We start from the raw sequence: 21,177 nt of genomic DNA, 5'->3' as shown, positions 1-21,177 counted from the left end.
CAGATTGTGAAAGAATCGCGTCAGCACCAGGGCCTCGGTCTGGGGCGCGAGCAATAACAACAAAAAATACAGACCACCAATTACGCAGGGGTTGTGATGTCGCCTTTCAAGACCATCAAGGCGTTCATTTTGAGCGCAGCTTTGCTCGTGTCGCTGGTGCTGTTTCTCGGCATGTACCTGGCCACCGCACGGGTGTATGACCGTGCCGTGAACGAAAGCGCCGCCGCCCTCGCCGACACCGTGGCCCAGGGCACCTTCAACGCCATGTACCAGATCATGCGCCGCGGCTGGACCCGCGAACAGCTGGAAGAGTTCATTGCCGAAATCCAGGCCTCTGCCAAAGGGGCGCCTTATCAGATCACCATCTACCGCAGTGATGTGGTAAGCGAACGCTTCGGTCCCATAGCCCAACCGCCCATCGACGCCCTGGTGGAAGCAACCCTGCACCTGGCGCGGCCGCAGACCGAAGAGGTGGCCGGCGGCGTCCGCAACAGCCGGCCGCTCATCGCCCGCGCCGAGTGCCTGCGCTGCCACAGCAACGCCCAGGCGGGCGACGTGCTCGGCGTCATCACGGTGCAGCAGGAACTGGCCCCGCTGGTGGCCAAGGCCAAGTCAGACCTGCTGCTGCCGTTGCTGCTCATCGCGCCGCTGCCCTTTCTCGTCGCTCTCGGCGTAGCGCTGTTCCTCAACCACCGCATCAATGATTCGCTCAACGTACTGCAGGGCAACATCGACACCGTCAACAAGGTGTCCGACCTGACCCATCTCGAACTGCATCACATCGACCTCGGCTTCAACGAACTGAACACCCTGTTCGCCAAGGTGGAGGAACTGGCGGGCAAGCTGCGCGCGGTGGCCGTGGACAAGGAGCTGTTGGAATTCGAGATCCGCCTGCTGGAAAAATTCGTCATCACCTCCGAGGTGGTACGCGACTGGCGCGAGTATGTCGGCTATCTGATGGTGGACATCAACAAGGTCATCGACGCCTACACCCTGTTCTCCATCTTCAAGGTGGACGACGAGCTGTTCGACCTGGAGATCTTCTGGATCCGCCCACCCTCCATCACCACCCGGGCCATGCTGGAAGAGTCGGTACGCCGCATCCTCGCCGGCAGCGCCCACTTTAGCGACATCAGCGCCGTGACCATCAATCACAACATTGCCCAGGCGGATGGCCCGGAGATCGTGCTGGACCACGCCGACATCGAGCTGCAGACCAAGTCCCTGCTGGTGGATACGCCGAAGATCGGTGGCATCGTCGGCATCGGCGTACATGCGGCGCTCAAGCGCGATGAGATGCGCATGCTGGTCATCGAGAGCATTCTCTCCACCCTGCTCAATGTGGTCGGCTCGGTAAAGGCCATCTACAAATACACCAAGGACCTGGAGTTCTACGCCACCCGCGACCCGCTCACCAATCTGTACAACCAGCGCCTGTTCTGGGAGATGCTCGGTTATGAAGTGAACCGCGCCGAGCGTCACAACTACCCCTTCGCCGTGCTGGTCATCGACCTGGACAACTTCAAGGCCATCAACGACAGCTACGGCCATACCTTTGGTGATCGCTTCCTGCAATCCTTCGCCAACTGCATCCACGGCGCCCTGCGCAACGGTGACGTACTGGCGCGCTATGGCGGCGACGAATTCGTGGTGATCCTGCCGGAGAGCGGCGCGGAACAGGCTTATGCCGTCAGTGAACGCATCCTGGAGAGCAGCGCCAAACTCAGCCTGGAGTCACCCGATCTGGCCGCGGTGCACGCCACGGTCTCCGTCGGCATCGCGGTCTACCCCGAGCATGCCAAGGACCCCAAGGATCTGTTCCTGTTCGCCGACAACATGATGTACAAGGCCAAGACCGGCGGCAAAAACCGCATCGGCTTCCCCACCGAGGAGGACGTGGTCGAGGTATTCCGCAGCATCGGCGAGAAGAGCCTGATCATCGCCAACGCCATCAGCGAAAAGCGCGTGGTGCCATACTTCCAGCCCATCCTCGAGGTGGCCAGCAATCGCGTCGTTGCGGTGGAAGTACTGTCGCGCATCCACCTCGAAGGCGCCCAGGTGCTGGGCGCGCACGAATTCATCGAGATCGCGGAAAAGACCGGCCTGATCCACAAGCTGGACTACGTGGTGATGGAAAAGGCCTTCGAGCAGGTGCGCGACACCGGTTACGATGGCAAGATCTTCGTCAACTTGTCGCCCCGCGCCCTGGTGCTGAACGAATTCATCCCCGAGGTGAAGCGCCTCACCACCACCTATCAAATCGACCCGGGCCAGGTGGTGTTCGAGATCACCGAGCGTGACACGGTGAAGAACATCACCCTGCTGGAGCACTTCGTCAACGACCTCAAGCTGGAGGGCTTCGGCCTCGCCATCGACGACTTCGGCTCCGGCTTCTCCTCTTTCCATTACCTGAAGCGATTCCCCATCGACTACGTGAAGATCGAGGGTGACTTCATCGTCAACATGATCAACGACCCGCGCGACCGCGCCTTCGTCCACAGCATCGCCGACCTGGCCCAGCAACTGGGCATCCAGGCCCTGGCCGAGTTCGTGGAAAACGAGGAAGTGCTGTCCTCCATCCGCCAGGCCGGCATCCCCTACGCCCAGGGCTATCACATCGGCCATCCCAGCCGCGACCTCCCGGCAGCGCTGGCTGCCGCCCTGCCTCCGCCGCAGTAGCCAGCCGTGGCAGGGATGCGCCTGCCGCCAAAACATGGTACACATGCCTCCGTCCGGCCCGGCGCCAGGCGCCGTGCCGAGACAGTGGAACTGTGACTGTCGACACTGTCCGTGTCGACGGCGTTGCAAACAATACGCAGGTTTTACTAACAAGGACTGCACGCCATGAGACACATCCTGTTCGCGCTGATGTTCGCCGTTGCGACGGCCGCCATGGCCGAAACCAATTACGTCGATGACACCCTGACCATCACCCTGCGCACCGGCCAGGGCAATGCCTACCAAATCCTGCGCACCCTCACCTCCGGTACCGCCCTGGAAATACTGGAACGCGAGGACAAGTACGCCCGCGTCCGCACCGCCGACGGTACCGAGGGCTGGGTGCTGACCCAATACCTCACGCCGCAGCCCATCGCCCGGGATCGCCTGACTCAGGCCGAGCAACGGCTGGCACGCTTCGAGACGGAGAATCAGCAACTCAAGAAAGACCTGGCGGCGCTACGCAACGAAAAGCGCGCCGTGGAAGGCGAACACAAGCAGATGAGCGGCACAGCGGAGAAATTGCAGGCCGAACTGGAGCGGCTGAAAACCGTCGCTGCGCGGCCGATGGAACTGGAAAAGCAGAATCAGGAAATGCGTCAGCGCCTGCAGGAACTGGAACTCAACGCGCGCATGCTGGGCGAGGAAAACACCGCCCTGCGCGATCGCGCCAACCGCGACTGGTTCCTGGCCGGCGCCGGCGTGCTGTTCGGCGGCCTGCTGCTCGGCCTGATCCTGCCCAAGCTGCGCAAGCGCCAGAGCTGGAGCGATTGGCGCTGACGACGCCAACACCTGCCACGTCTTCGCGGCAGGTGTTGGCGGTGCGATGGCTTACCTCGCCACTACCTCGCCGAACAGGTCGTGCTCGCCGGCGGCGGTGATCTCCACCTCGACGAACTGTCCGGCCTGCAGATCGGCGCCATTCTCGATGATCACCATGCCGTCGATCTCCGGCGCATCGGCGCTGGAACGGCCATAGGCCTCGTCTTCCCCCACCTCGTCCACCAGTACCGTCAGGGTACGCCCCACCTTATCCTGCAACTTGTCGGCACTGATCGCCGCCTGCAACTCCATGAAGCGCTCCAGCCGCTCTTCCTTGAGGTCTTCCGGCACCGGGTTGGCCAGGGCATTGGCCGGGGCGCCCTCCACCGGCGAGTAGGCGAAGGCGCCGACACGATCCAGCCGCGCCTCTTCGATGAAGGCGAGCAACTGCTCGAAGTCATCTTCCGTCTCGCCGGGAAAGCCGACGATGAAGGTGGAGCGCAGGGTGAGGTCGGGGCAGGCGGCGCGCCACTGCGCAATGCGCTGCAGGGTGTTCTCGATGTTGCCGGGTCGGCGCATGGCCTTGAGGATGGTCGGGCTGGCGTGCTGCAAGGGCACGTCGAGATAGGGCAGGATCACGCCCTCGGCCATCAGCTGCACCAGCTCGTCCACGTGTGGATAAGGGTACACGTAGTGCAGACGCACCCAGGCGCCCAGCGAGCCGAGGTTGCGCGCCAGCTCGGTGATGCGGCTCTTCACCGGTTTGCCGTGCCAGAACGCCGTGCGGTACTTGAGGTCGACGCCGTAGGCGGCGGTGTCCTGTGCCACGATGAGCAACTCCTTCACGCCGGCGCCCACCAGTTTTTCCGCCTCCTCCAGGATTTCTCCGGCCGGCCGACTCAACAAATCGCCGCGCATCGACGGGATGATGCAGAAGGTGCAGCGCTGATTGCAGCCCTCGGCGATCTTGATATACGCATAGTGGCGCGGCGTCAGCTTGATGCCGCCGGGCGGCACCAGGTCGGTGTAGGGGTCGTGGTGCGGCGGCAGCACGCTGTGAACCGCCGCCATCACCTCGGCCAGGGAGTCCGGCCCGGTCACCGCCAGCACCTGCGGGTGCGCGCTGCGTATGACATCCTCCTTGGCGCCGAGACAGCCGGTGACGATCACCCGGCCGTTCTCCGCCAGGGCCTCGCCGATGGTGTCGAGCGACTCCTCCACCGCCGCATCGATGAAACCACAGGTGTTCACCACCACCAGATCGGCATCGTCGTAGGTAGGCACGATGCGGTAACCCTCGGCGCGCAGGTGGGTGAGAATGCGCTCGGAATCCACCGTCGCCTTGGGGCAACCGAGACTGACAAAACCTACTTTGGGGATGGATTTGCTCATGGGGAAACACGGGGAGGAAAAGGAGCCATAGGATAGCAGGGCGGCGCGCGGTGGGCACATCCGGCTTGATCCCGGTGCCGCATTGGGTTACACCAACAAAAAGGTCTGAACAAGTCCATCCTGGACGTCTCAGCCCGCGCGAATTGAAAAATGTGATTTTCGATTCGCGGAAGCTCTGAACTTATTCCGAGCTTCCTCAAACGAACATTCAGGAGCAACCATGAACTGCATCTTCTGCAAGATCGCCGCCGGCGAGATCCCCGCCACCATCGTCCACCAGGACGAACATGTGGTAGCCTTCCGCGACCTCAACCCGCAGGCGCCGACCCACATCCTGATCATCCCGCGCCGCCACATCGCCACCGTCAACGACCTGGGCGAGGCCGATGCCGCCGTGGTGGGCCGCCAGTTCCTCGCGGCGCGCAAGCTCGCTGCCGAACTGGGTTTTGCCGAGGACGGCTACCGCCTGGTGATGAACACCAACGCTGCCGCCGGGCAGACCGTATTCCACCTCCATCTGCATCTGCTCGCCGGTCGCAACTTCGCCTGGCCACCGGGATAACTGAAAATGAAACCTGAACTCGTCAGCTTCAAACTGTGCCCCTTCGTACAGCGCTCGGTGATCGTGCTGCTGGAAAAGGGCGTGCCCTTCGACATCACCTACATCAACCTGAAGGAACCACCGGAGTGGTTCCAGGCCATTTCTCCGCTGGGCAAGGTGCCGCTGCTCAAGGTAGGGGCTACGGTGCTGTTCGAGTCGGCAGTGATCATGGAGTACCTGGACGAGGTCAACCCGCCCTCGCTGCACCCGGCCGACCCGCTGCGCAAGGCACATAACCGTGCTTGGATCGAATTTGCCTCCGGCCTGCTCGGCGGCCAATACACCCTGGCCATGGCGGCCAAGGATGTCGCCGCGTTCACGGCCCAGCGCGATGAACTGCGCATGCGGCTGACCCAGCTGGAACAGCAGATCAGCGGCCCACTGTTCAATGGAACGGACTTCGCCCTGGTGGATGCCGCCTTCGCACCGTTCTTCATGCGCCTGCAACTGCTGGAACAGTGGCACCCGTTGGGGCTGTTGGCTGGATTGCCGAAGGTAAGTGAATGGTCGCAGCAGCTACTGCAGCGACCGGCGGTGCGGGACTCGGTGGTGGCAGAGTTTGCGGAGCTTTACCGCAATCACATCAAGGGGGCCGGCGGTCACGGTGCCACGGTATTTTGCACGGCGTGAGTCAGAGCTCAAGACCACCAAAGCGCTGTGCGACACGCTCCTTGTCCCAGCGCACACCCAGATAGACGCCAAGGAAGAACAACGCGATCAGGGCGAGGGTGTAGAAAATCCAGGCATAACCGCCCTCTTTTGCCTGCAACTGCGCCGCCAACTCCGCCGCACGGGACTGCAACTGGGCATTTTCTTCCTGCAGTGCGGCAATGCGTGCGGCCTGCTCGGCGGCCTGTTCACCGCTTGCGCCGGCGCTGCTGCGCAACTGCTCCAACTCCTTCTTCAGGCGTTCGCGCTCCTGCTCCAGCCGCTCCAGGCGCAGCCGCGCCGGCACCTCGCTGGTGGCGTAAACATCACTGATCCAGCCCTCCACGCCGCCCGTGGTGCGCACGCGCATATGGCCGGACTGGCGCTCCAGTACGGTCAATTCCGCGCCGGACGTAACTACGGTGATGGGCACATCGGTCGAATTCGGCGCGGCGCGCACGCCCACGCGCAGAACGTCACTAATATAGACGGTCTCCGCCAGCACCGGCGCCAGGGCAAACATCAATAGTAGAAAGAGTGCCTGTCGCATCTCCTCATTCCTTTGTCGTTATTGTCGACCGCTCCGGCCCAATGATACGGGCTTAGGCCGCTGCCTGTCACCCGCATCAGACCAGCCAGGCGAACCACAGCGGCAGGGTCAGCATGCTCAATGCCGTAGTCACGGTCACCGCCATGGCGTACAGACTGGTATCCAGATTGTAGCGATCGCACAGCACGATACCGAGCACCATACTGGGCATCGCCGCCTCCAGCACCACGGCGGCCAGCAACTGCCCTTGCAGACCGATGGCCGCTGCCAGCCCCCAGATCAGCAACGGAGTCAGCAGCAACTGGATTGCCGCCACCGGCAGCACCAGCGGGATCTGGTGGCGCCAGGTTCCAGCCCAGCGCAAGCCGAGGCCGAGGGAAAACAGCATCAACGGCACCACGCCGGAGCCGAGCATGTCCAGCCAGGACCCCATGATGGCCGGCAGCGGCACCTGCGCCAGATTGAGACCGATACCGGCCAGCGCCGCCCACAGCGGCGGCACCTTGAGCAGGGCCCGTAAGGGGTGTTCCTTTTGTCCGCCGCCGCCATACCAGGCCGCCAATGAAATTCCGACGGACAGCAGCAGGGGCGTGCAGGCCAGCAGGTCATACTGGATGGCCACACTGCGCGCCCAAGGGCCGAACGTGGCTTCCAGTACCGGCAGGCCGAGATAGGTGGCATTGGGGAAGGCCGCTGCCAGCAGCAGCGCCCCCACCACCCGGTTGGGCTGGGCACCGCGGCGAAACCACAGCCAGGCGGCCAGCAGACCGAAGCCCACGGCAACGGCCGCGGACAGGGCGATCCGCACCGAATCGAGGCCCAGCGGCGCCTGCCACAACACCAACAGAACCAGGGCCGGCAGCAGCAACACATACACCACGCCAGTCAGGCTGCGCCGCACCTGCTCCGCCTCCAGACCGAGAGGCGTCAGCAGCCGCCACAACACGCCGCACACGATGAGTGCGGCCGCCTGCAAGATCACGTCCACCATCCAACCATTCCTCTCAGGTGCCGATATGTACCACGCAGCGGCGACGTCCCCGCTGCCGCCGGTGTTCCCACAGATAAATACCCTGCCAGGTCCCCAGCGCGAGACGGCCATCCATCACCGGGATGGCCAGGCTCACCGCCGTCAATGCCGCCTTGATGTGGGACGGCATATCATCCGGCCCTTCCTGCGTATGGGTATAGAGCGGGTCATGCTCCGGCACCAGCCGATTGAGCCAGCACTCCAGATCATGACGCGCCCCGGGATCGGCGTTTTCCTGGATCAGCAGGCTGGCAGACGTGTGCTGCAAAAACACCGTGCACAAACCTTCACGCACCCCCGATTGCCGCACCAAATCAGCTACCTGACCGGTGATGTCATGCAGTCCCTGCCCCGGAATATCGACACTGATTTCCCCAATCACACCACGCCACCTCCGCTTAGCGGACCATTGCCAGCGCATCCTAGCAGTTTCCCTCTGCCGCAGGTGGAGCGCAAAAATGGAAAAAGGTCTCGCAACTGGAAAAAAAGGGGGTTTGCGCCAGTTTTTTCCCTTGTATTTTGCAAATTATCGTTTCAAAATCACTCGCCGACGACAACTCACCGGTGAGTTGTTTCTACCATCGAACAAGGGAGATCACAGATGGCTGTTAAGAAAAAGACCGCTGCCAAGAAAGCTGTTAAGGCTGCACCGAAGAAAGCCGCTCCGGCCAAGGCCGCCGCCGCCCCGCTGAAGGCGACCACCGCCAAGCAGACCAAGACCCAGATCATCACCGCCATCGCCGAAGCCACCGGCGTATCCAAGAAGGATGTCGGCGCCGTATTCACCACCATGGCCGCCATGGTTGAGGCCCACATGAAGAAGAATGGCTCCGGCGAATTCACCATTCCCGAAGTCGGCGTGAAGATCCGCCGCCACAAGAAGCCCGCCACCAAGGCGCGCAAGATGATCTCCCCCTTCACCGGCGAAGAGATCACCGTCAAGGCCAAGCCGGCGCGCAACACCGTCAAGCTGACCGCGCTGAAGGGCCTGAAGGAAAGCGTCGTCTAAGACACCATCCTTTGGCAGCAGCGAAAAAGGCCGGCTCTATGCCGGCCTTTTTTTTTGCCCAGGGATGGCCGGGAGCGGTGCTTGGACAGGGATGGACGTATGCCGCGCAGACCAGGGATAACACTGGTTAGTGCCCTCCTCGCCAAGTCTTCTGTCCCCAAGGGACATACACACAGCTAATGGCCGACGAAATTTATTTGGTTCTGGTTCAATTGAAAAAACCGGTTTTTTGCATTATTTCTAACTCCACAGGGTAGAAAACATCACACCGCAGCACGCGACCACTGGAGACCCCACATGAGCCAGAACTACAATGCACTGCCCTACAAGCGACTGGATACAGGCACCAGCTATCAGCGTCCGCCGCAGCGCCTGCCGGAACGCGTTACCGCCGACAGCCCCGCCACCGACGTCATGACCGATTTCACCAAGGTGGCCGCCATGACCATCGGTCCCTGCGCCAGCCTGGAAGACGCCAACCAGCGCATGATCGCCTCCGGCATCCGCCTGCTGTTCGTCACCGGACGTGACAATGAAATCCTCGGCGTCATCACCGCCACCGACGTCCTGGGCGAAAAACCCATGAAGTACCTGCAGGAAGTCGGCGGCAAGCGTGAGGACATCTTCGTGCGTGACATCATGACGCCGCAGGAAAAGCTCGATGTGTTGTGCATGCCCGACGTGGCCCGTGCCAGCGTGGGCGACATCGTCGAGACCCTGAAACGGGTGGGCCGTCAGCACGCCCTGGTGGTGGAGCGCACGGCCGGAGATCGACAGATCGTGCGCGGCATGTTTTCCACCAAGCAGATCAGCAAGCAGCTGGGCATCACCATCGAAACCACCGAGGTCGCCCAGACCTTCGCCGAGCTGGAGGCCGCGCTCAACGCGGCGTGATTACATCACCCCAGAAACGACAAGGGGCGCCTGCGGCGCCCCTTGTCGTTTCTGGGACCACAATCAGAAATGATAGATAAGACCAAAGCCTAGGGCATTGACGTCAAACTTCTCGCCTTCCCAGCTCTTCTCGCTCAGGTAGCGCATATATTCGGCCACCACTGCGGCACGGCGTCCCACCGACAGCTCGATACCCACACCGTAGCTGGTGCTGTCCAATGACTTGTCAACTGAGCCAACACCGGCTTCCTCTGCCTTGGCTTTCACCGAGGCGTAGCCTCCGATGACATACAGATTGACCCGGTCCACCGGCAGGATGGCACGGGCATAGATACCGCTCACCCGCTGCGCCTCCATACGTACATTCGCGGCGTCCCAAGAGGACTTGTCGCCGGCGCCCAGGCGCCCCTCGACCGACAGATAGCGGCCCAGATCGTAACCCACCCGGACGATAGCGCCATGGGTGTTGTAGCTGCTGCCGCCCTTGTGCTCGAAATCGAAACTGGTGGCGGTCAGACCGGTATACCAATTGCCCGGTTCATCCGCCGCATAAGCCCCGGCACTGCACAGAGCCAAAGCCATCACCCAAGCGTTGCGAAGTTTCATATCCATTCCCCTGATCCTGGTTAATATTCTCGGCGGCTACCCCGCCGGTCCTTGCCATCAAAACATCAAGCGCATGCCCACATGCAGGTTGTCATCCACTTCATAGCGGCTCTTGTTCTTGATGTCGACTTCCACCTTGCGATAACCGACATAGACGAAGGCCTTGGTCAACAGTTGGTAATCCACGGACAGATTCCACTCCACATATTCTTCACTGTCGAGGAAGCTGGTGATCTTCGGCGCGTAGTAAAGTGAACCGCCGAAACCGAGACGCTGGACCGGCGAGAAACGCACATGGCCGCCAACGGCGATGTTGGCACTGTTGCCGGGCTTGGTGTCGACATAGACGACACGGCCACCAAGACCGATATCGAAGTTGCCCTGCTTGCTCCAGTTCTGGCCGGAGACCTGCAGGCCCACATGCAGCAGATGGTCGGTCTGAGCCGGATTCTTCGCATACAGGTAGCCCATATCCAGATCCAGGCCCTTGCTGGCACCGATGGCGCGGCTGTAGGTCGCGCGCAAGGCATCGTTATGCAGATTGAAATCCAGTGTATCGGCCGCCGCCTGTGCCGCCGCCATTACGCCAAGGATCACACCCAACACTCGCAGAACCATAAGCACCCTCTCCATTGTTTTGTAGCCGACCTGCGCCGCAGTGGCGCGCTAGCGCATAATACTATCGGTAAATTGTCGGCAAATACACCTGTCACTCGGCGATTTTGCCAGCGGCCGTCGCAATTTCGAGCCCATCGATACAGCGCTGTCACGCCAATTCCCTATAATCACCAAAACCCTCAGCCCCATAAGCCGCCATGAACCGTCGCCTGCGCCGTTATCTTCTGTTCACCGCCCTCGTTGCCGTCATCGCCAGCCTCACCTGGTATGGCGCCCGTCCCAAGCCGGTGTCTGTGGTGGCAACCACGGTACAAGCCGGCCTGGTCGAGGCCACGGTGGCCAACACCCGGGCGGGCACGATCAAGGCCTGCCGCCGCGCCCGCCTCGCACCACCCCAAGGCGGACAGGTGGCCGAACTGCTGGTGCGCAAGGGTGATCGGGTGGAGGCCCATCAGCTGCTGCTACGCCTGTGGAACGACGATCTGGCGGCCCAGGTGGCACTGGCGCGCAGCGAGGCCCAGGCGGCCATCGCCCGCGCCGACGAGGCCTGCCTGGTGGCCGATGTGGCACGGCGCGAGGCGCAGCGCATCGATGCGCTGCACCAGCAGAAACTGGTCTCCGACGACCAGCGCGACCGCACCAATACCGAGGCCCGTGCCCGCGCCGCCGCCTGTACCGCCGCGCGGGCCAGCGCCCGTGTCAGCAATGACCGCATTCATCTGAACGAGGCACTGCTGGAGCGCACCCTGCTGCGCGCCCCCTTCGCCGGCATCGTGGCCGAAACCACCGGCGAGGTGGGCGAGTTCGTCACCCCCTCGCCCCCCGGCATTCCGACGCCACCGGCGGTGGATCTGGTGGACAACAGTTGCCTCTATGTAGTTGCCCCCATCGACGAAATCGACGCCCCGCGCGTGGCCATCGGCATGCCGGCGCGCATCCTGCTCGATGCCTTCGGCAACCGCCCGTTTGCCGGTCACGTGGCGCGGATTGCCCCCTATGTGCTGGATGTGGAGAAACAGGCGCGCACGGTGGAGATGGAACTGGAATTCGACGATCCGCAGGACATTGCCCAGCTGCTGGCCGGCTACAGCGCCGATGCCGAAATCATTCTGCACCGGCGCGACGATGTATTGCGCATCCCCACCGAGGCCTTGCTGGAGGGCGGCCGGGTGTTGCTGTTCGATGCCGGCGTGTTGCGCGAACGGAAGATCGAAACCGGGGTCGCCAATTGGCAGTACACCGAAGTGACCGGCGGACTGGCCGCCGGTGATCTGGTGGTCACGTCCATCGATCGCGAAGGGGTGCGTGACGGCGCCCACGCCGTGCTGGAAGGCGGCGCTCCCAGGGGCGCACGATGATCCGGCTGCAGGGGATCGAACGCATCTTTGATGTGGGCGGGCAGCAGGTACATGCGCTGCGCCACATCAATCTGCACATCGAGCGCGGTGAATATGTTTCCATCATGGGGCCTTCCGGCTCCGGCAAGTCCACCCTGCTCAATATCATCGGCCTGCTCGATCGCCCCAATGCCGGGCGTTATCTGTTCGAACAGCGCGACATCACCTCCCTCGGCGACGAGGAGCAGGCCCGGGTGCGACGCGAACGCATCGGCTTCGTCTTCCAGTTCTTCCACCTGATCCCGCGCCTGACCGCGGCGGAGAACATCGAGTTACCGCTGGTGCTGGCCGGCGTGCCGGCAACGCAGCGGCACGGCCGCGTCACGCAGACGCTGGCCTCCTACGGCCTCAGCACACGTGCCCATCACCGGCCCGAGCAGTTATCCGGCGGCCAACGCCAACGCGTCGCCATCGGCCGCGCCACCATCATCGAACCGGGGCTGCTGCTGGCCGACGAACCCACCGGCAACCTGGATCGCGCGTCCGGCCATGAGGTGGTGGAGATCCTCGAGCAGCTCAATGCCCGCGGCATCACCCTGCTGGTGGTCACCCACGACCCGGAACTGGGCCAACGCGCACGGCGGCGCCTGCGCATGGTGGATGGCGCCATCGTCGAGGACACCGGGCCGGCATGAATCTCCACGACCGCCTCGGCTATGCCCTGACCGCCCTGCGCGGGGCGCGGCTGCGCTCCGGCCTGATGCTGCTGGCCATGGCCATCGGCGTGGCGGCCGTGGTGGTGCTGTCCGCCCTGGGCGAGGGCGCGCGCCGCTATGTGGTAGGCGAGTTTTCCTCCCTCGGCACCCATCTGCTCATCGTGCTGCCTGGCCGCAACGAAACCACCGGCGGCGCGCCGCCGCTGGTATCGGAGACACCGCGTGATCTCACCCTGGATGACGCCGAGGCGCTCAAGCGCAGCAGCCATGTGCGGCTGGTGGCGCCCATCAACGTCGGTGCCGCCAGCGTGTCCTACGGCGGGCGTGAACGCGACGGCGTGATCATGGGCGCCACCCATGAACTGTATGAGGTGCGCCACTTCCAGATGGGGCAGGGACGCTTCCTGCCGCCTGGCGACGTCCGCCACCCGCAGCCGGTGGTGGTGCTCGGCGCCCGTCTCAAACGCGAACTGTTCGGCAGCCAATCGGCCCTGGGCGAACGCATCCGCATCGGCGATCGGCGCTTTCGCGTCATCGGCGTGTTGCGGGAGCAAGGACAGTCGCTGGGCATGAACACCGACGACCTCGCCATCATCCCGGTGATGGCAGCGCAGTCGCTGTTCAACGTCAACTCCCTGTTCCGCATCCTGGTGGAGGCCCAGTCGCGCGAATCCATCGAGCCGGCGCGACGCTATGTGATTGCTACCCTCAAGGCGCGCCACGACGGCGAAGAGGACGTCACCGTGATTACCCAGGAATCGGTGTTGGCCACCTTCGACCGCATCCTCGGTGCGCTGACCATGACGGTGGCCGGCATCGCCGCCATCAGCCTGGTGGTGGCCGGGGTGCTGATCATGAACGTGATGCTGGTGGCGGTGGCGCAGCGCACCACCGAGATCGGCCTGCTCAAGGCGCTGGGGGCGCCGGCCCAGGACATTCTGCGCCTGTTCCTCACCGAGGCCGCCCTGCTTTCCCTGCTCGGTGCCGCCATCGGCCTCGCCGTCGGCCAGGCCAGCACGGCAGTGTTGCGTCATATCTATCCAGCGCTGCCCTTCGGCGCACCCTGGTGGGCCATCACCGCCGCCGTGCTGGTGGCGCTGGGCACCGGCCTCGCCTTCGGCGTGTTGCCGGCCCGCCGCGCCGCCCGCCTCGACCCGGTGCAGGCACTGGCGCGGCGCTGATAGGGGTGGACACCAAGGCATGATCACGCGCGACTTCATCCGCTTGACAGTAGGCTCGGTGATCGCGCAGCGGCTGCGCAGCTTTCTCACCGCACTCGGCATCGCCATCGGCATCGCGGCCGTGGTGCTGCTTACCGCCATCGGCGAGGGCATCCACCGCTATGTGCTCAATGAATTCACTCAGTTCGGCACCAACCTCATCGCCATCAACCCGGGCCGCACCACCACCATGGGCGCCTCAGTGGGCGCCTTCGGCAACACACGGCCGCTGACCCTGGAAGACGCCGAGGCGCTGAAAAGGCTGCCGCGCGTCATCAATGTCGAACCGGTGGTGGCGGGCAACGCCCTGGTCAGTGCCGGAGGGCGACAGCGCCGCACCAATGTCTACGGCGTCGGCTCCGCCTTTCCCGAGGTATTCAACTTCCAGGTGGCCAGCGGCCGTTTCCTGCCGCCGGACGATCCGCGCGCGGCACGCGCCTTTGCGGTGCTCGGCAGCCAATTGCGGCGTGAGTTGTTCGGCGATGCCAACCCCCTGGGCCAGACCCTGCGGGTGGGCGGCGATCGCTACCGCATCATCGGCGTGATGGACAGCAAGGGCCAGGTGCTCGGCTTCGATGTCGACGATACGGTGTATATCCCCGCAGCCAAGGCGCTGGACCTGTTCAACCGCGACGGCCTGATGGAGATCGACGTACTGTACGAACCCGGCGCCAACGTGCAGGAGATCGTCGAAAGTGTGCGGCGCGTGCTCACCGCGCGCCACGGCCGCGAGGACTTCACCATCATCACCCAGGAACAGATGCTGGATGTGCTGGGCTCCGTGCTGGGCGTGCTCACCTTCGCCGTCGGCGCACTGGGCGGCATCTCGCTGCTGGTGGGCGGTGTCGGCATCTTCACCATCATGACCATCGCCGTGCGCGAACGTACCCCGGAGATCGGCCTGCTGCGCGCCCTCGGCGCGGAGCGGGGCCAGGTGTTGACGCTGTTCCTCGGCGAGGCCACCGTACTCGCCATCATCGGCGGCCTGGCCGGCCTGGCCCTGGGCCTCGGCATCGCCTGGCTGCTGGTGCTAGCCGTGCCGGCACTGCCGGTACACATCACCTGGAGCTATGTGTTGATCGCCGAACTGCTCGCCGCCGCCGTCGGCCTGCTCGCCGGCGTCTGGCCGGCACGCCGCGCCGCCATGCTCGACCCGGTGGAGGCCTTGCGCACCGAATAGGCCTGTGTTTTGATGGGGCACCGGTCGCAGAGCCGGAGGAGTCCATCAATAAACCCAAAGAAGTGGAGGGAAACAATGAAACGAATCATCGCAGCAGCCCTGCTTTGCGCGGTCCCGCTGAGCAATGTGCTGGCCGACAATCACGGCAACCAGGAACGCATGGACAAAAGCAAGGCCGTGGTGCAGGAGTTCTTCGGCAAGCTGAAGGGCGAACTGGAGGCGGCCATGAAGGAAGGCGGTCCCATCAACGCCATCCAGGTATGCAACCGCGTCGCCCCGGGTATCGCCCACGAGATGTCGAGCAAGCATGGCATGCACGTAGCCCGCACCAGCCTGAAGACCCGCAACACGGACAATGCGCCGGATGCCTGGGAAACCGCCGTGCTGAAGAAGTTCGAGGAACGCAAGGCCGCGGGCGAAAACCCGGACACCATCGCCTTCGCCGAAGTGGTGGAGAGCAACGGCAAGAAGGAATTCCGCTTCATGAAGGCCATCATCATGCCGCCGGAAGACAAGATGCCCTGCCTGAAGTGCCACGGCACCAACATCGACCCCGCCGTGGCCGCCAAGCTGGACGCCCTGTATCCCAAGGACATGGCGCGCGGCTACAAGGCCGGCGATGTGCGCGGCGCCTTCAGCCTGCGCCAGCCCATGTAAGGCGACCGCACGTAATAGAAGAAAGGGGGCTGCGGCCCCCTTTCTTTTTCACGATACCCGCGGCGGACGCTCGCGCCGCCGCTGCCGCGACGCCTGCGGCCGGTTCTTCTCCTCCTTGCTGAAGGCGAAGCGACCGAACAGCACACAGCCCTTCATACCCGGATCACAGGCTCGACCCGGCACCTTCAGGCACGCGCCATTGCTGTCATGCGGACATCCCCAACCACTCATCGCCGCTCACCCCTCCACCGTTTCCGGCGGCACCACCTTGAGCACCTCCTCAATGGTGGTAAGACCGTTGGCCACCTTCTGCGCGCCGTTCAGCCGCAGCGGCCGCATACCCTCGCTGATGGCCTGGCGGCGCAAGCGGCTGATATCGCAATCGGCGCTGATCAACCTCTTCAACGTCGGCGTCAGGGCCATCATCTCGTACACGCCGACGCGACCGCGATAGCCGGTCTGGCGGCACTCCAGGCAACCCACCGGTCGGTACACGCTGGCCGGCGTGTTTACCTTCCAGGGTGCCACCAGCGATTGCCACATGTCCTCGTCCAGCGGCGCCGCCTCCTTGCAGTGCGGGCACAGCGTGCGCACCAGGCGTTGGCCCAACACGCCGAGTACCGTGGCCTTGATGAGATAGGGCGGCACACCGATCTCCAGCAGACGGGTGATGGCCGCGGGCGCATCGTTGGTGTGCAGGGTGGAGAAGACCAGGTGGCCGGTGAGCGCCGCCTGCACCGCCATCTCGGCGGTTTCACGATCACGTATCTCGCCCACCATGATGATGTCCGGATCCTGGCGCAGCAGGGTGCGCACGCCGCTGGCGAAGTCGAGACCGATGTTGTGCTGCACCTGCATCTGGTTGAAGCTCGGCTCCACCAGCTCGATGGGGTCTTCGATGGTGCAGACATTCACATCCGGCGTGGCCAGCTCCTTCAGCGTGGTGTACAGGGTGGTGGTCTTGCCCGAGCCGGTGGGTCCGGTGACCAGGATGATGCCGTTGGGTTCGGTCACCATCTTCTGCCACAGAACGGTTTCGCTGCTGCTGAAACCGAGTGCGGCATAGTCCTTCACCAGCACCTCCGGATCGAAGATACGCATCACCAGCTTTTCGCCGAAGGCGGTGGGCATGGTGGACAGACGCAGTTCCACCTCGCAGCCCTGGGCGCTGCGCGTCTTCAGGCGGCCGTCCTGTGGGCGGCGCTTTTCCGACACGTCCATGCGGCCGAGGATCTTGATGCGTGAGGTCACCGCCGCCGCCACCGAGGCGGGGATCTGGTAGACCATGTGCATCACACCGTCGATGCGGAAGCGGATATTGGTCTGGTCGCGGCGCGGCTCGATGTGGATGTCGCTGGCACGCTGGGCATAGGCGTATTGCAGCAGCCAGTCGACGATGCTGACGATGTGCTGATCATCCGCCTCCAGCTTGCCGGCACGGCCCAGCTCCATCAGCTGTTCCAGATTCTGCACGCCGGAGCGCTCGCCCTGACGGCTGTCGTCGCTGGCCGCACGTACCGAGTGGGACAGGGTGTAGAACTCCACCAGGAAGCGGCCGATCTCCTCCGGGTCGGCCAGCACGCGCACGATGCGTTTGCCAAGGATGCGCATCAGCTCGCGCTCCCACTCGCGCACCTCGGGCTCGGCCGTGGCGATCACCACCTCATCCGGCCGCACCTCCAGCGCCAGGATGTTGAAGCGGCGCGCATAGGCATAGGACATCACCGCGGTGGTCGCGGGCACGTCCACCTTGAGCGGATCGATGCGGCGGTAATCCATGCCGCTGCGCCCGGCGAGCCATTCGGTCAGTAGCGGCAGGTCCAGTACCCGCTGCGGTGCCCGTGCATCGGGCCACTTGTGCTGGGCGATGGTGATGAGCGGATGCTGCTTGCGCTGCATCGCCGGCTCCACCGCCTTCAGCGTGCGGCCGCGCTCTTCGTCCAGCAGGCCATCGGCCATCAGCATGTCGAGCACGCGGCCCAGATTCAGCGGTTGATCGTGCGGCAAGGTCTTGGCCATGGGTCTCAACGCTTGGTGAAGGTAAGAAAATAATTGACGCGCAGAAAATCGGGCCTGTCGCTCAGGGTGAAACCCGCCGCACCGACCTCATCGATCACCTGCGTCTCGCCGGCGCGCACGTGCCCCATTACCCAGGGCGAGCTGAATCCGGCCTCGCGGCGAAAGTCGATGATGATCAGACGGCCACCGGGACGCAACGCCTGATGGATGGACGCCAGCATGGCCTGCGGGTACTCGAAGTGATGATAGGTATCGCAGACAAAGGCCAGATCGATGGAGTTGGGCGCCAGGCGCGTCGCGCGCTGCTCGCTCACCACGCCGACCACATTGCCGAAGCCTTCTGCCGCGGCGCGTGCCGTGATGCCAGCAACGAACTCCGGCGCAATGTCCACCGCATACACCCGCCCGCCCGCGCCCACCGCGCGCGCGAACAGCAGGGTGAACAGGCCGCTGCCGGCGCCGATGTCGGCCACGGCCATGCCGGGCCGCACCGCGCTGGCGGCGAGGATATCCATGCGCCGCGCATACACCTCGCGCCCCGGCTGTTCAAAGGTGCCGCGCCACTGCTCGAAGTCCGGGCTTTCATAGTGGCGGTTGATGCCGGGCGCCACGTTCTGCTCGGCCTGCAACGGACCGAACGCCAGCGTAGCCAGCAGCCAGCACAACCACAGGAAATGACGGGATACGCGTTGCATGCTCCTGCCTCAGGCGAACTCACCCAGGGGACGATAGCAGAACACATAGGCGCCGTGGGCCACATCTACCAGCAGGGTACCGCCGCGGTTCTCCGCGTAGGCCACATAGCCCGGCGTGGCGCAGTGACGATGGCACTCGTTCACCCCCGCCGGCGACTCCAGGTCGCGGCCACGGTCATACCACGACAACAGCCGCGGCTCTGCCACCCGCTCCGCCGCCAGCGCATCGGCCAGCCGCTTGGCGCGGTTGAAGTCCAGCGCCTCACCCCCGCTTTCGATACCGACCCGCTCCATACCCCCTCACTTTGACATGCGGCCGTCCCCGGCTATGCTTACGGCTAACCAGAGTGTTTTACTCAACTATTTTCCACCCGACCTCTGCACCGGAGGACGCCATCATGAAACACATCGAACTTACCATCCGCGGCCTACCCGTCGACTACCCGATGGCCAATGCCATCGCCCGCGCCATGGCCCTGCAGCTGGAAACCGAGCCCACCCTCGTCGCCTGGCACGACGCGCCGGAAGGGCGCATGTCGCCGGTCATCGAGGGTGCCGACGTGCAGAGCCGCTGGCAGGACTACGGCGAAACCCACGGCGGCGACTTCGCCATCAGCGTCAACGGCGATTATGACTTCATCTTCGCCGACAGCTCGCGCTACGAAACCCTGGAGCACAGCCCCTACATCTCGTTGCGTGACAGCCAGGGCCACGAGTTCCTCTGCCTGGCCGAGCACCTGCGCGACCCCGCCAACCCGCGCAACGAGGCCTGCTTCCCGGTGGACGAGAGCACCTTGGGCGGCATGCACGAAGGCTGAGAACCGGCTTACCGCAAGGGCGCGCAGGGGCGCATGAATACCTTCGCGCCCCTTGCACCTTTGCGGTGGATAATCGGTTATCCCCGCCCCAGCGCCGCCTGCACGCAGCGCAACACGCCGTAGTCGTAGCGACCCTCGAACAATTCATACACCGGCTTGAGGCGCTTGCCGCCGTCCTGCGCCAGCAGGGCATCGGCGATGGCATTCACCTCCGCCTGCGCCAGCCCCACCGCGTCATTCAATTCCACCTGGCCGCGGGCAATGGCGCTGGCGAGGTGACTATGGATGGTATCGACGGTCAAACCCCGCTGGCGAGCAATGGCCTGCGCATCCATGCCGAGGCGGAACAGTTGCAGGGTGACCTCCACCGTATCACTGCGTTCCGTCTCGTCACCCACATGCTGCTGCAGCACATCCAAAAATGCCTCGCCATAGGCCTCCAGCTTGCGCGTGCCAACACCCGATATCTGTGACAGCTGCACCAGGGTTTCCGGCCGTGTCGCCATCATTTCCATCAGGGTGGCGTCGTGGAAGATCATATAGGGCGCCACACCCTGCTCCTCGGCCAGTTCGCGCCGCTTCGCGCGCAGCGCCTCCCACAACGCCGCATCGCTGCCGGCCACCGCCGCACCGCCCTTGCGCCGGCTGCGCGGCGCCTTGGCCGGCTTGCTGTCGCGGCGCAGCATTACCGTCTCCTCACCACGCAGCACCGGCCGGCAGCGCTCGGTAAGGTGCAACGCGCCGTGACCCTCGATGTCCACCGCCAACAGACCGCGGGCGATGAGCTGACGAAATACGCCGCGCCACTCGTTGGCACTGAGATCCTGACCGATGCCGAACACCGACAGTTGATGATGGCCGAAGCGCTGCATGCGCTCATCATCCTTGCCCAGCAGCACCTCGATGAGATAGTTGACGCCGAAACGCTGGCCGGTGCGGTGCACGCAGGACAGGGCCTTTTGTGCTGCCGTGGTGGCATCCCAGGTCTGCGGCGTTTCCAGACAGGTGTCGCAGTTGCCGCAGGGCTGTTCCATCACATCGCCAAAATAGCGCAGCAGCGCCTGGCGGCGGCAGGAGGTGAGTTCGCACAGGCCGAGCATGGCGTCCAGCTTGTGGTGCTCGACCCGCTTGTGGCTGTCGTCGGCCTCGGACTGCGCCAGCATCTGGCGCAGAGTGATCACGTCCTGCAGGCCGTAGGCCATCCAGGCATCGGCGGGCAGGCCGTCGCGGCCGGCGCGGCCGGTCTCCTGGTAATAGGCCTCCACGCTCTTGGGCAGGTTGAGGTGGGCGACGAAACGCACGTCAGGCTTGTCGATGCCCATGCCGAAGGCAATGGTGGCAACGATGATCACGCCCTCCTCACGCAGGAAGCGCTCCTGGTGCATGCGCCGCGTCTCCGCCGGCAGGCCGGCGTGATAGGGCAATGCGGCCAGCCCCTGTTCGGCGAGCCACTGCGCCACCTCCTCCACCCGCTTGCGCGACAGGCAATAGACGATACCCGCCTCGCCGTCGTGCTCGCTGCGGATGAAGCGCAGCAGCTGCTCGCGCGCGTTGCTGCCGCGTTCGACGATGCGGTAGCGGATGTTGGGCCGGTCGAAGCCGTTGAGAAAAACTTGCGCCTGTTCCAGTTGCAGGCGCGCGATGATCTCGCGCCGCGTCGGCTCGTCGGCCGTGGCGGTGAGGGCGATGCGCGGCACCTGCGCAAAG

23 protein-coding genes are annotated in these 21,177 nt (G+C 64.1%); 12 read left to right on the top strand and 11 right to left on the bottom strand.

The window, feature by feature from the left end; translation table 11 throughout:
* Positions 1-96 precede the first annotated feature (96 nt).
* Both ACMV8A_RS01845 and ACMV8A_RS01840 read left to right on the top strand, forming a co-directional pair.
* Positions 97-2,679, top strand: a complete 2,583-nt coding sequence (locus ACMV8A_RS01845; protein WP_495324027.1) for a putative bifunctional diguanylate cyclase/phosphodiesterase — start codon at positions 97-99, stop codon at positions 2,677-2,679.
* 165 nt (positions 2,680-2,844) lie between these two features.
* A complete protein-coding gene (locus tag ACMV8A_RS01840; protein ID WP_495324026.1) occupies positions 2,845-3,498 on the top strand; it encodes a TIGR04211 family SH3 domain-containing protein in 654 nt (217 codons plus the stop codon).
* A 51-nt stretch (positions 3,499-3,549) separates the two neighbouring features.
* Here ACMV8A_RS01840 and rimO read toward each other — a convergent pair whose 3' ends face one another.
* The gene (gene rimO / locus ACMV8A_RS01835; RefSeq protein WP_495324025.1) at positions 3,550-4,872 is read right to left on the bottom strand and encodes a 30S ribosomal protein S12 methylthiotransferase RimO; all 1,323 of its coding nucleotides are present in this window, start codon (positions 4,870-4,872) and stop codon (positions 3,550-3,552) included.
* Positions 4,873-5,092: 220 nt separating this feature from the next.
* On the opposite strand from rimO, the gene ACMV8A_RS01830 reads away from it, so the two are divergent.
* Together ACMV8A_RS01830 and ACMV8A_RS01825 are read left to right on the top strand one after the other, a co-directional pair.
* Positions 5,093-5,434, top strand: a complete 342-nt coding sequence (locus tag ACMV8A_RS01830) for a histidine triad nucleotide-binding protein (RefSeq protein ID WP_495324024.1) — start codon at positions 5,093-5,095, stop codon at positions 5,432-5,434.
* A gap of 6 nt (positions 5,435-5,440) precedes the next feature.
* On the top strand, positions 5,441-6,103 hold the full coding sequence (locus ACMV8A_RS01825; protein ID WP_495324023.1) for a glutathione S-transferase family protein: 663 nt from the start codon (positions 5,441-5,443) through the stop codon (positions 6,101-6,103).
* A gap of 1 nt (position 6,104) precedes the next feature.
* Here the strand turns inward: ACMV8A_RS01825 and ACMV8A_RS01820 are convergent, their stop codons facing one another.
* The 3 genes from ACMV8A_RS01820 to ACMV8A_RS01810 all read right to left on the bottom strand — a co-directional run bounded on the left by ACMV8A_RS01820 (position 6,105) and on the right by ACMV8A_RS01810 (position 8,083).
* Entirely contained in the window at positions 6,105-6,671 is a 567-nt protein-coding gene (locus tag ACMV8A_RS01820) for a TIGR04211 family SH3 domain-containing protein (protein WP_495324022.1), read from the bottom strand.
* Positions 6,672-6,747: 76 nt separating this feature from the next.
* A complete protein-coding gene (locus tag ACMV8A_RS01815) occupies positions 6,748-7,662 on the bottom strand; it encodes an AEC family transporter (RefSeq protein WP_495324021.1) in 915 nt (304 codons plus the stop codon).
* 13 nt (positions 7,663-7,675) lie between these two features.
* Positions 7,676-8,083, bottom strand: coding sequence for a secondary thiamine-phosphate synthase enzyme YjbQ (locus ACMV8A_RS01810; RefSeq protein WP_495324020.1), 408 nt, complete (start codon positions 8,081-8,083; stop codon positions 7,676-7,678).
* Between the two features lie 219 nt (positions 8,084-8,302).
* Between ACMV8A_RS01810 and ACMV8A_RS01805 the strand changes: the two genes are divergently transcribed.
* Both ACMV8A_RS01805 and ACMV8A_RS01800 read left to right on the top strand, forming a co-directional pair.
* Positions 8,303-8,710, top strand: coding sequence for an HU family DNA-binding protein (locus tag ACMV8A_RS01805; RefSeq protein WP_495324019.1), 408 nt, complete (start codon positions 8,303-8,305; stop codon positions 8,708-8,710).
* 297 nt (positions 8,711-9,007) lie between these two features.
* Positions 9,008-9,604, top strand: coding sequence for a CBS domain-containing protein (locus ACMV8A_RS01800; RefSeq protein ID WP_495324018.1), 597 nt, complete (start codon positions 9,008-9,010; stop codon positions 9,602-9,604).
* Positions 9,605-9,667: 63 nt separating this feature from the next.
* Here ACMV8A_RS01800 and ACMV8A_RS01795 read toward each other — a convergent pair whose 3' ends face one another.
* On the bottom strand, positions 9,668-10,216 hold the full coding sequence (locus tag ACMV8A_RS01795) for a porin family protein (RefSeq protein ID WP_495324017.1): 549 nt from the start codon (positions 10,214-10,216) through the stop codon (positions 9,668-9,670).
* Between the two features lie 51 nt (positions 10,217-10,267).
* On the bottom strand, positions 10,268-10,828 hold the full coding sequence (locus tag ACMV8A_RS01790) for a YfaZ family outer membrane protein (protein ID WP_495324016.1): 561 nt from the start codon (positions 10,826-10,828) through the stop codon (positions 10,268-10,270).
* A 197-nt stretch (positions 10,829-11,025) separates the two neighbouring features.
* Between ACMV8A_RS01790 and ACMV8A_RS01785 the strand changes: the two genes are divergently transcribed.
* The 5 genes from ACMV8A_RS01785 (at position 11,026) to ACMV8A_RS01765 (ending at position 15,938) form a co-directional block, all read left to right on the top strand.
* Positions 11,026-12,186 (top strand): efflux RND transporter periplasmic adaptor subunit, encoded by a 1,161-nt coding sequence (locus ACMV8A_RS01785; protein ID WP_495324015.1) that lies wholly within the window; start codon positions 11,026-11,028, stop codon positions 12,184-12,186.
* A complete protein-coding gene (locus ACMV8A_RS01780) occupies positions 12,183-12,860 on the top strand; it encodes an ABC transporter ATP-binding protein (protein ID WP_495324014.1) in 678 nt (225 codons plus the stop codon). Before ACMV8A_RS01785 ends, ACMV8A_RS01780 begins: the two co-directional genes overlap by 4 nt.
* On the top strand, positions 12,857-14,062 hold the full coding sequence (locus ACMV8A_RS01775; protein ID WP_495324013.1) for an ABC transporter permease: 1,206 nt from the start codon (positions 12,857-12,859) through the stop codon (positions 14,060-14,062). The genes ACMV8A_RS01780 and ACMV8A_RS01775 overlap by 4 nt, the downstream gene beginning before the upstream one ends.
* 19 nt (positions 14,063-14,081) lie before the next feature.
* A complete protein-coding gene (locus ACMV8A_RS01770) occupies positions 14,082-15,281 on the top strand; it encodes an ABC transporter permease (protein ID WP_495324012.1) in 1,200 nt (399 codons plus the stop codon).
* A gap of 75 nt (positions 15,282-15,356) precedes the next feature.
* Entirely contained in the window at positions 15,357-15,938 is a 582-nt protein-coding gene (locus tag ACMV8A_RS01765) for a Tll0287-like domain-containing protein (protein ID WP_495324011.1), read from the top strand.
* A 48-nt stretch (positions 15,939-15,986) separates the two neighbouring features.
* On the opposite strand, the gene ACMV8A_RS01760 is transcribed toward ACMV8A_RS01765, so the two are convergent.
* From ACMV8A_RS01760 to ACMV8A_RS01745, 4 genes are read right to left on the bottom strand one after another with little or no spacing between them, the layout of a single operon-like run.
* A complete protein-coding gene (locus tag ACMV8A_RS01760) occupies positions 15,987-16,169 on the bottom strand; it encodes a hypothetical protein (protein ID WP_495324010.1) in 183 nt (60 codons plus the stop codon).
* Between the two features lie 6 nt (positions 16,170-16,175).
* Positions 16,176-17,957: a type IV pilus assembly ATPase TfpB gene (gene tfpB, locus ACMV8A_RS01755; protein WP_495324009.1), complete on the bottom strand. Its 1,782-nt coding sequence runs from the start codon at positions 17,955-17,957 to the stop codon at positions 16,176-16,178.
* A gap of 5 nt (positions 17,958-17,962) precedes the next feature.
* A complete protein-coding gene (locus tag ACMV8A_RS01750) occupies positions 17,963-18,652 on the bottom strand; it encodes a class I SAM-dependent methyltransferase (protein WP_495324008.1) in 690 nt (229 codons plus the stop codon).
* Positions 18,653-18,661: 9 nt separating this feature from the next.
* On the bottom strand, positions 18,662-18,946 hold the full coding sequence (locus ACMV8A_RS01745; RefSeq protein ID WP_495324007.1) for an AF1514 family protein: 285 nt from the start codon (positions 18,944-18,946) through the stop codon (positions 18,662-18,664).
* 104 nt (positions 18,947-19,050) lie between these two features.
* Here ACMV8A_RS01745 and ACMV8A_RS01740 point away from each other — a divergent pair, with 104 nt between their 5' ends.
* The gene (locus ACMV8A_RS01740; RefSeq protein ID WP_495324006.1) at positions 19,051-19,470 is read left to right on the top strand and encodes an AF1514 family protein; all 420 of its coding nucleotides are present in this window, start codon (positions 19,051-19,053) and stop codon (positions 19,468-19,470) included.
* Positions 19,471-19,547: 77 nt separating this feature from the next.
* On the opposite strand, the gene ACMV8A_RS01735 is transcribed toward ACMV8A_RS01740, so the two are convergent.
* The coding region (locus tag ACMV8A_RS01735) for a RecQ family ATP-dependent DNA helicase (protein WP_495324005.1) at positions 19,548-21,177 on the bottom strand (1,630 nt) is incomplete at its 5' end.

This window comes from Sulfurivermis sp., from assembly GCF_059410345.1.
The sequence above is the reverse complement of the archived record's forward strand: the minus strand, read 5'-3'. Positions and strand labels throughout refer to the sequence as shown.

Excerpts from the sequence above, each read along its gene's own strand:
- ACMV8A_RS01845 (WP_495324027.1), top strand. The coding sequence starts at position 97 with ATGTCGCCTTTCAAGACCATCAAGGCGTTCATTTTGAGCGCAGCTTTG.
- ACMV8A_RS01840 (WP_495324026.1), top strand. The coding sequence starts at position 2,845 with ATGAGACACATCCTGTTCGCGCTGATGTTCGCCGTTGCGACGGCCGCC.
- rimO (WP_495324025.1), bottom strand. The coding sequence starts at position 4,872 with ATGAGCAAATCCATCCCCAAAGTAGGTTTTGTCAGTCTCGGTTGCCCC.
- ACMV8A_RS01830 (WP_495324024.1), top strand. The coding sequence starts at position 5,093 with ATGAACTGCATCTTCTGCAAGATCGCCGCCGGCGAGATCCCCGCCACC.
- ACMV8A_RS01825 (WP_495324023.1), top strand. The coding sequence starts at position 5,441 with ATGAAACCTGAACTCGTCAGCTTCAAACTGTGCCCCTTCGTACAGCGC.
- ACMV8A_RS01820 (WP_495324022.1), bottom strand. The coding sequence starts at position 6,671 with ATGCGACAGGCACTCTTTCTACTATTGATGTTTGCCCTGGCGCCGGTG.
- ACMV8A_RS01815 (WP_495324021.1), bottom strand. The coding sequence starts at position 7,662 with ATGGTGGACGTGATCTTGCAGGCGGCCGCACTCATCGTGTGCGGCGTG.
- ACMV8A_RS01805 (WP_495324019.1), top strand. The coding sequence starts at position 8,303 with ATGGCTGTTAAGAAAAAGACCGCTGCCAAGAAAGCTGTTAAGGCTGCA.
- ACMV8A_RS01800 (WP_495324018.1), top strand. The coding sequence starts at position 9,008 with ATGAGCCAGAACTACAATGCACTGCCCTACAAGCGACTGGATACAGGC.
- ACMV8A_RS01795 (WP_495324017.1), bottom strand. The coding sequence starts at position 10,216 with ATGGATATGAAACTTCGCAACGCTTGGGTGATGGCTTTGGCTCTGTGC.
- ACMV8A_RS01790 (WP_495324016.1), bottom strand. The coding sequence starts at position 10,828 with ATGGTTCTGCGAGTGTTGGGTGTGATCCTTGGCGTAATGGCGGCGGCA.
- ACMV8A_RS01785 (WP_495324015.1), top strand. The coding sequence starts at position 11,026 with ATGAACCGTCGCCTGCGCCGTTATCTTCTGTTCACCGCCCTCGTTGCC.
- ACMV8A_RS01780 (WP_495324014.1), top strand. The coding sequence starts at position 12,183 with ATGATCCGGCTGCAGGGGATCGAACGCATCTTTGATGTGGGCGGGCAG.
- ACMV8A_RS01775 (WP_495324013.1), top strand. The coding sequence starts at position 12,857 with ATGAATCTCCACGACCGCCTCGGCTATGCCCTGACCGCCCTGCGCGGG.
- ACMV8A_RS01770 (WP_495324012.1), top strand. The coding sequence starts at position 14,082 with ATGATCACGCGCGACTTCATCCGCTTGACAGTAGGCTCGGTGATCGCG.
- ACMV8A_RS01765 (WP_495324011.1), top strand. The coding sequence starts at position 15,357 with ATGAAACGAATCATCGCAGCAGCCCTGCTTTGCGCGGTCCCGCTGAGC.
- ACMV8A_RS01760 (WP_495324010.1), bottom strand. The coding sequence starts at position 16,169 with ATGAGTGGTTGGGGATGTCCGCATGACAGCAATGGCGCGTGCCTGAAG.
- tfpB (WP_495324009.1), bottom strand. The coding sequence starts at position 17,957 with ATGGCCAAGACCTTGCCGCACGATCAACCGCTGAATCTGGGCCGCGTG.
- ACMV8A_RS01750 (WP_495324008.1), bottom strand. The coding sequence starts at position 18,652 with ATGCAACGCGTATCCCGTCATTTCCTGTGGTTGTGCTGGCTGCTGGCT.
- ACMV8A_RS01745 (WP_495324007.1), bottom strand. The coding sequence starts at position 18,946 with ATGGAGCGGGTCGGTATCGAAAGCGGGGGTGAGGCGCTGGACTTCAAC.
- ACMV8A_RS01740 (WP_495324006.1), top strand. The coding sequence starts at position 19,051 with ATGAAACACATCGAACTTACCATCCGCGGCCTACCCGTCGACTACCCG.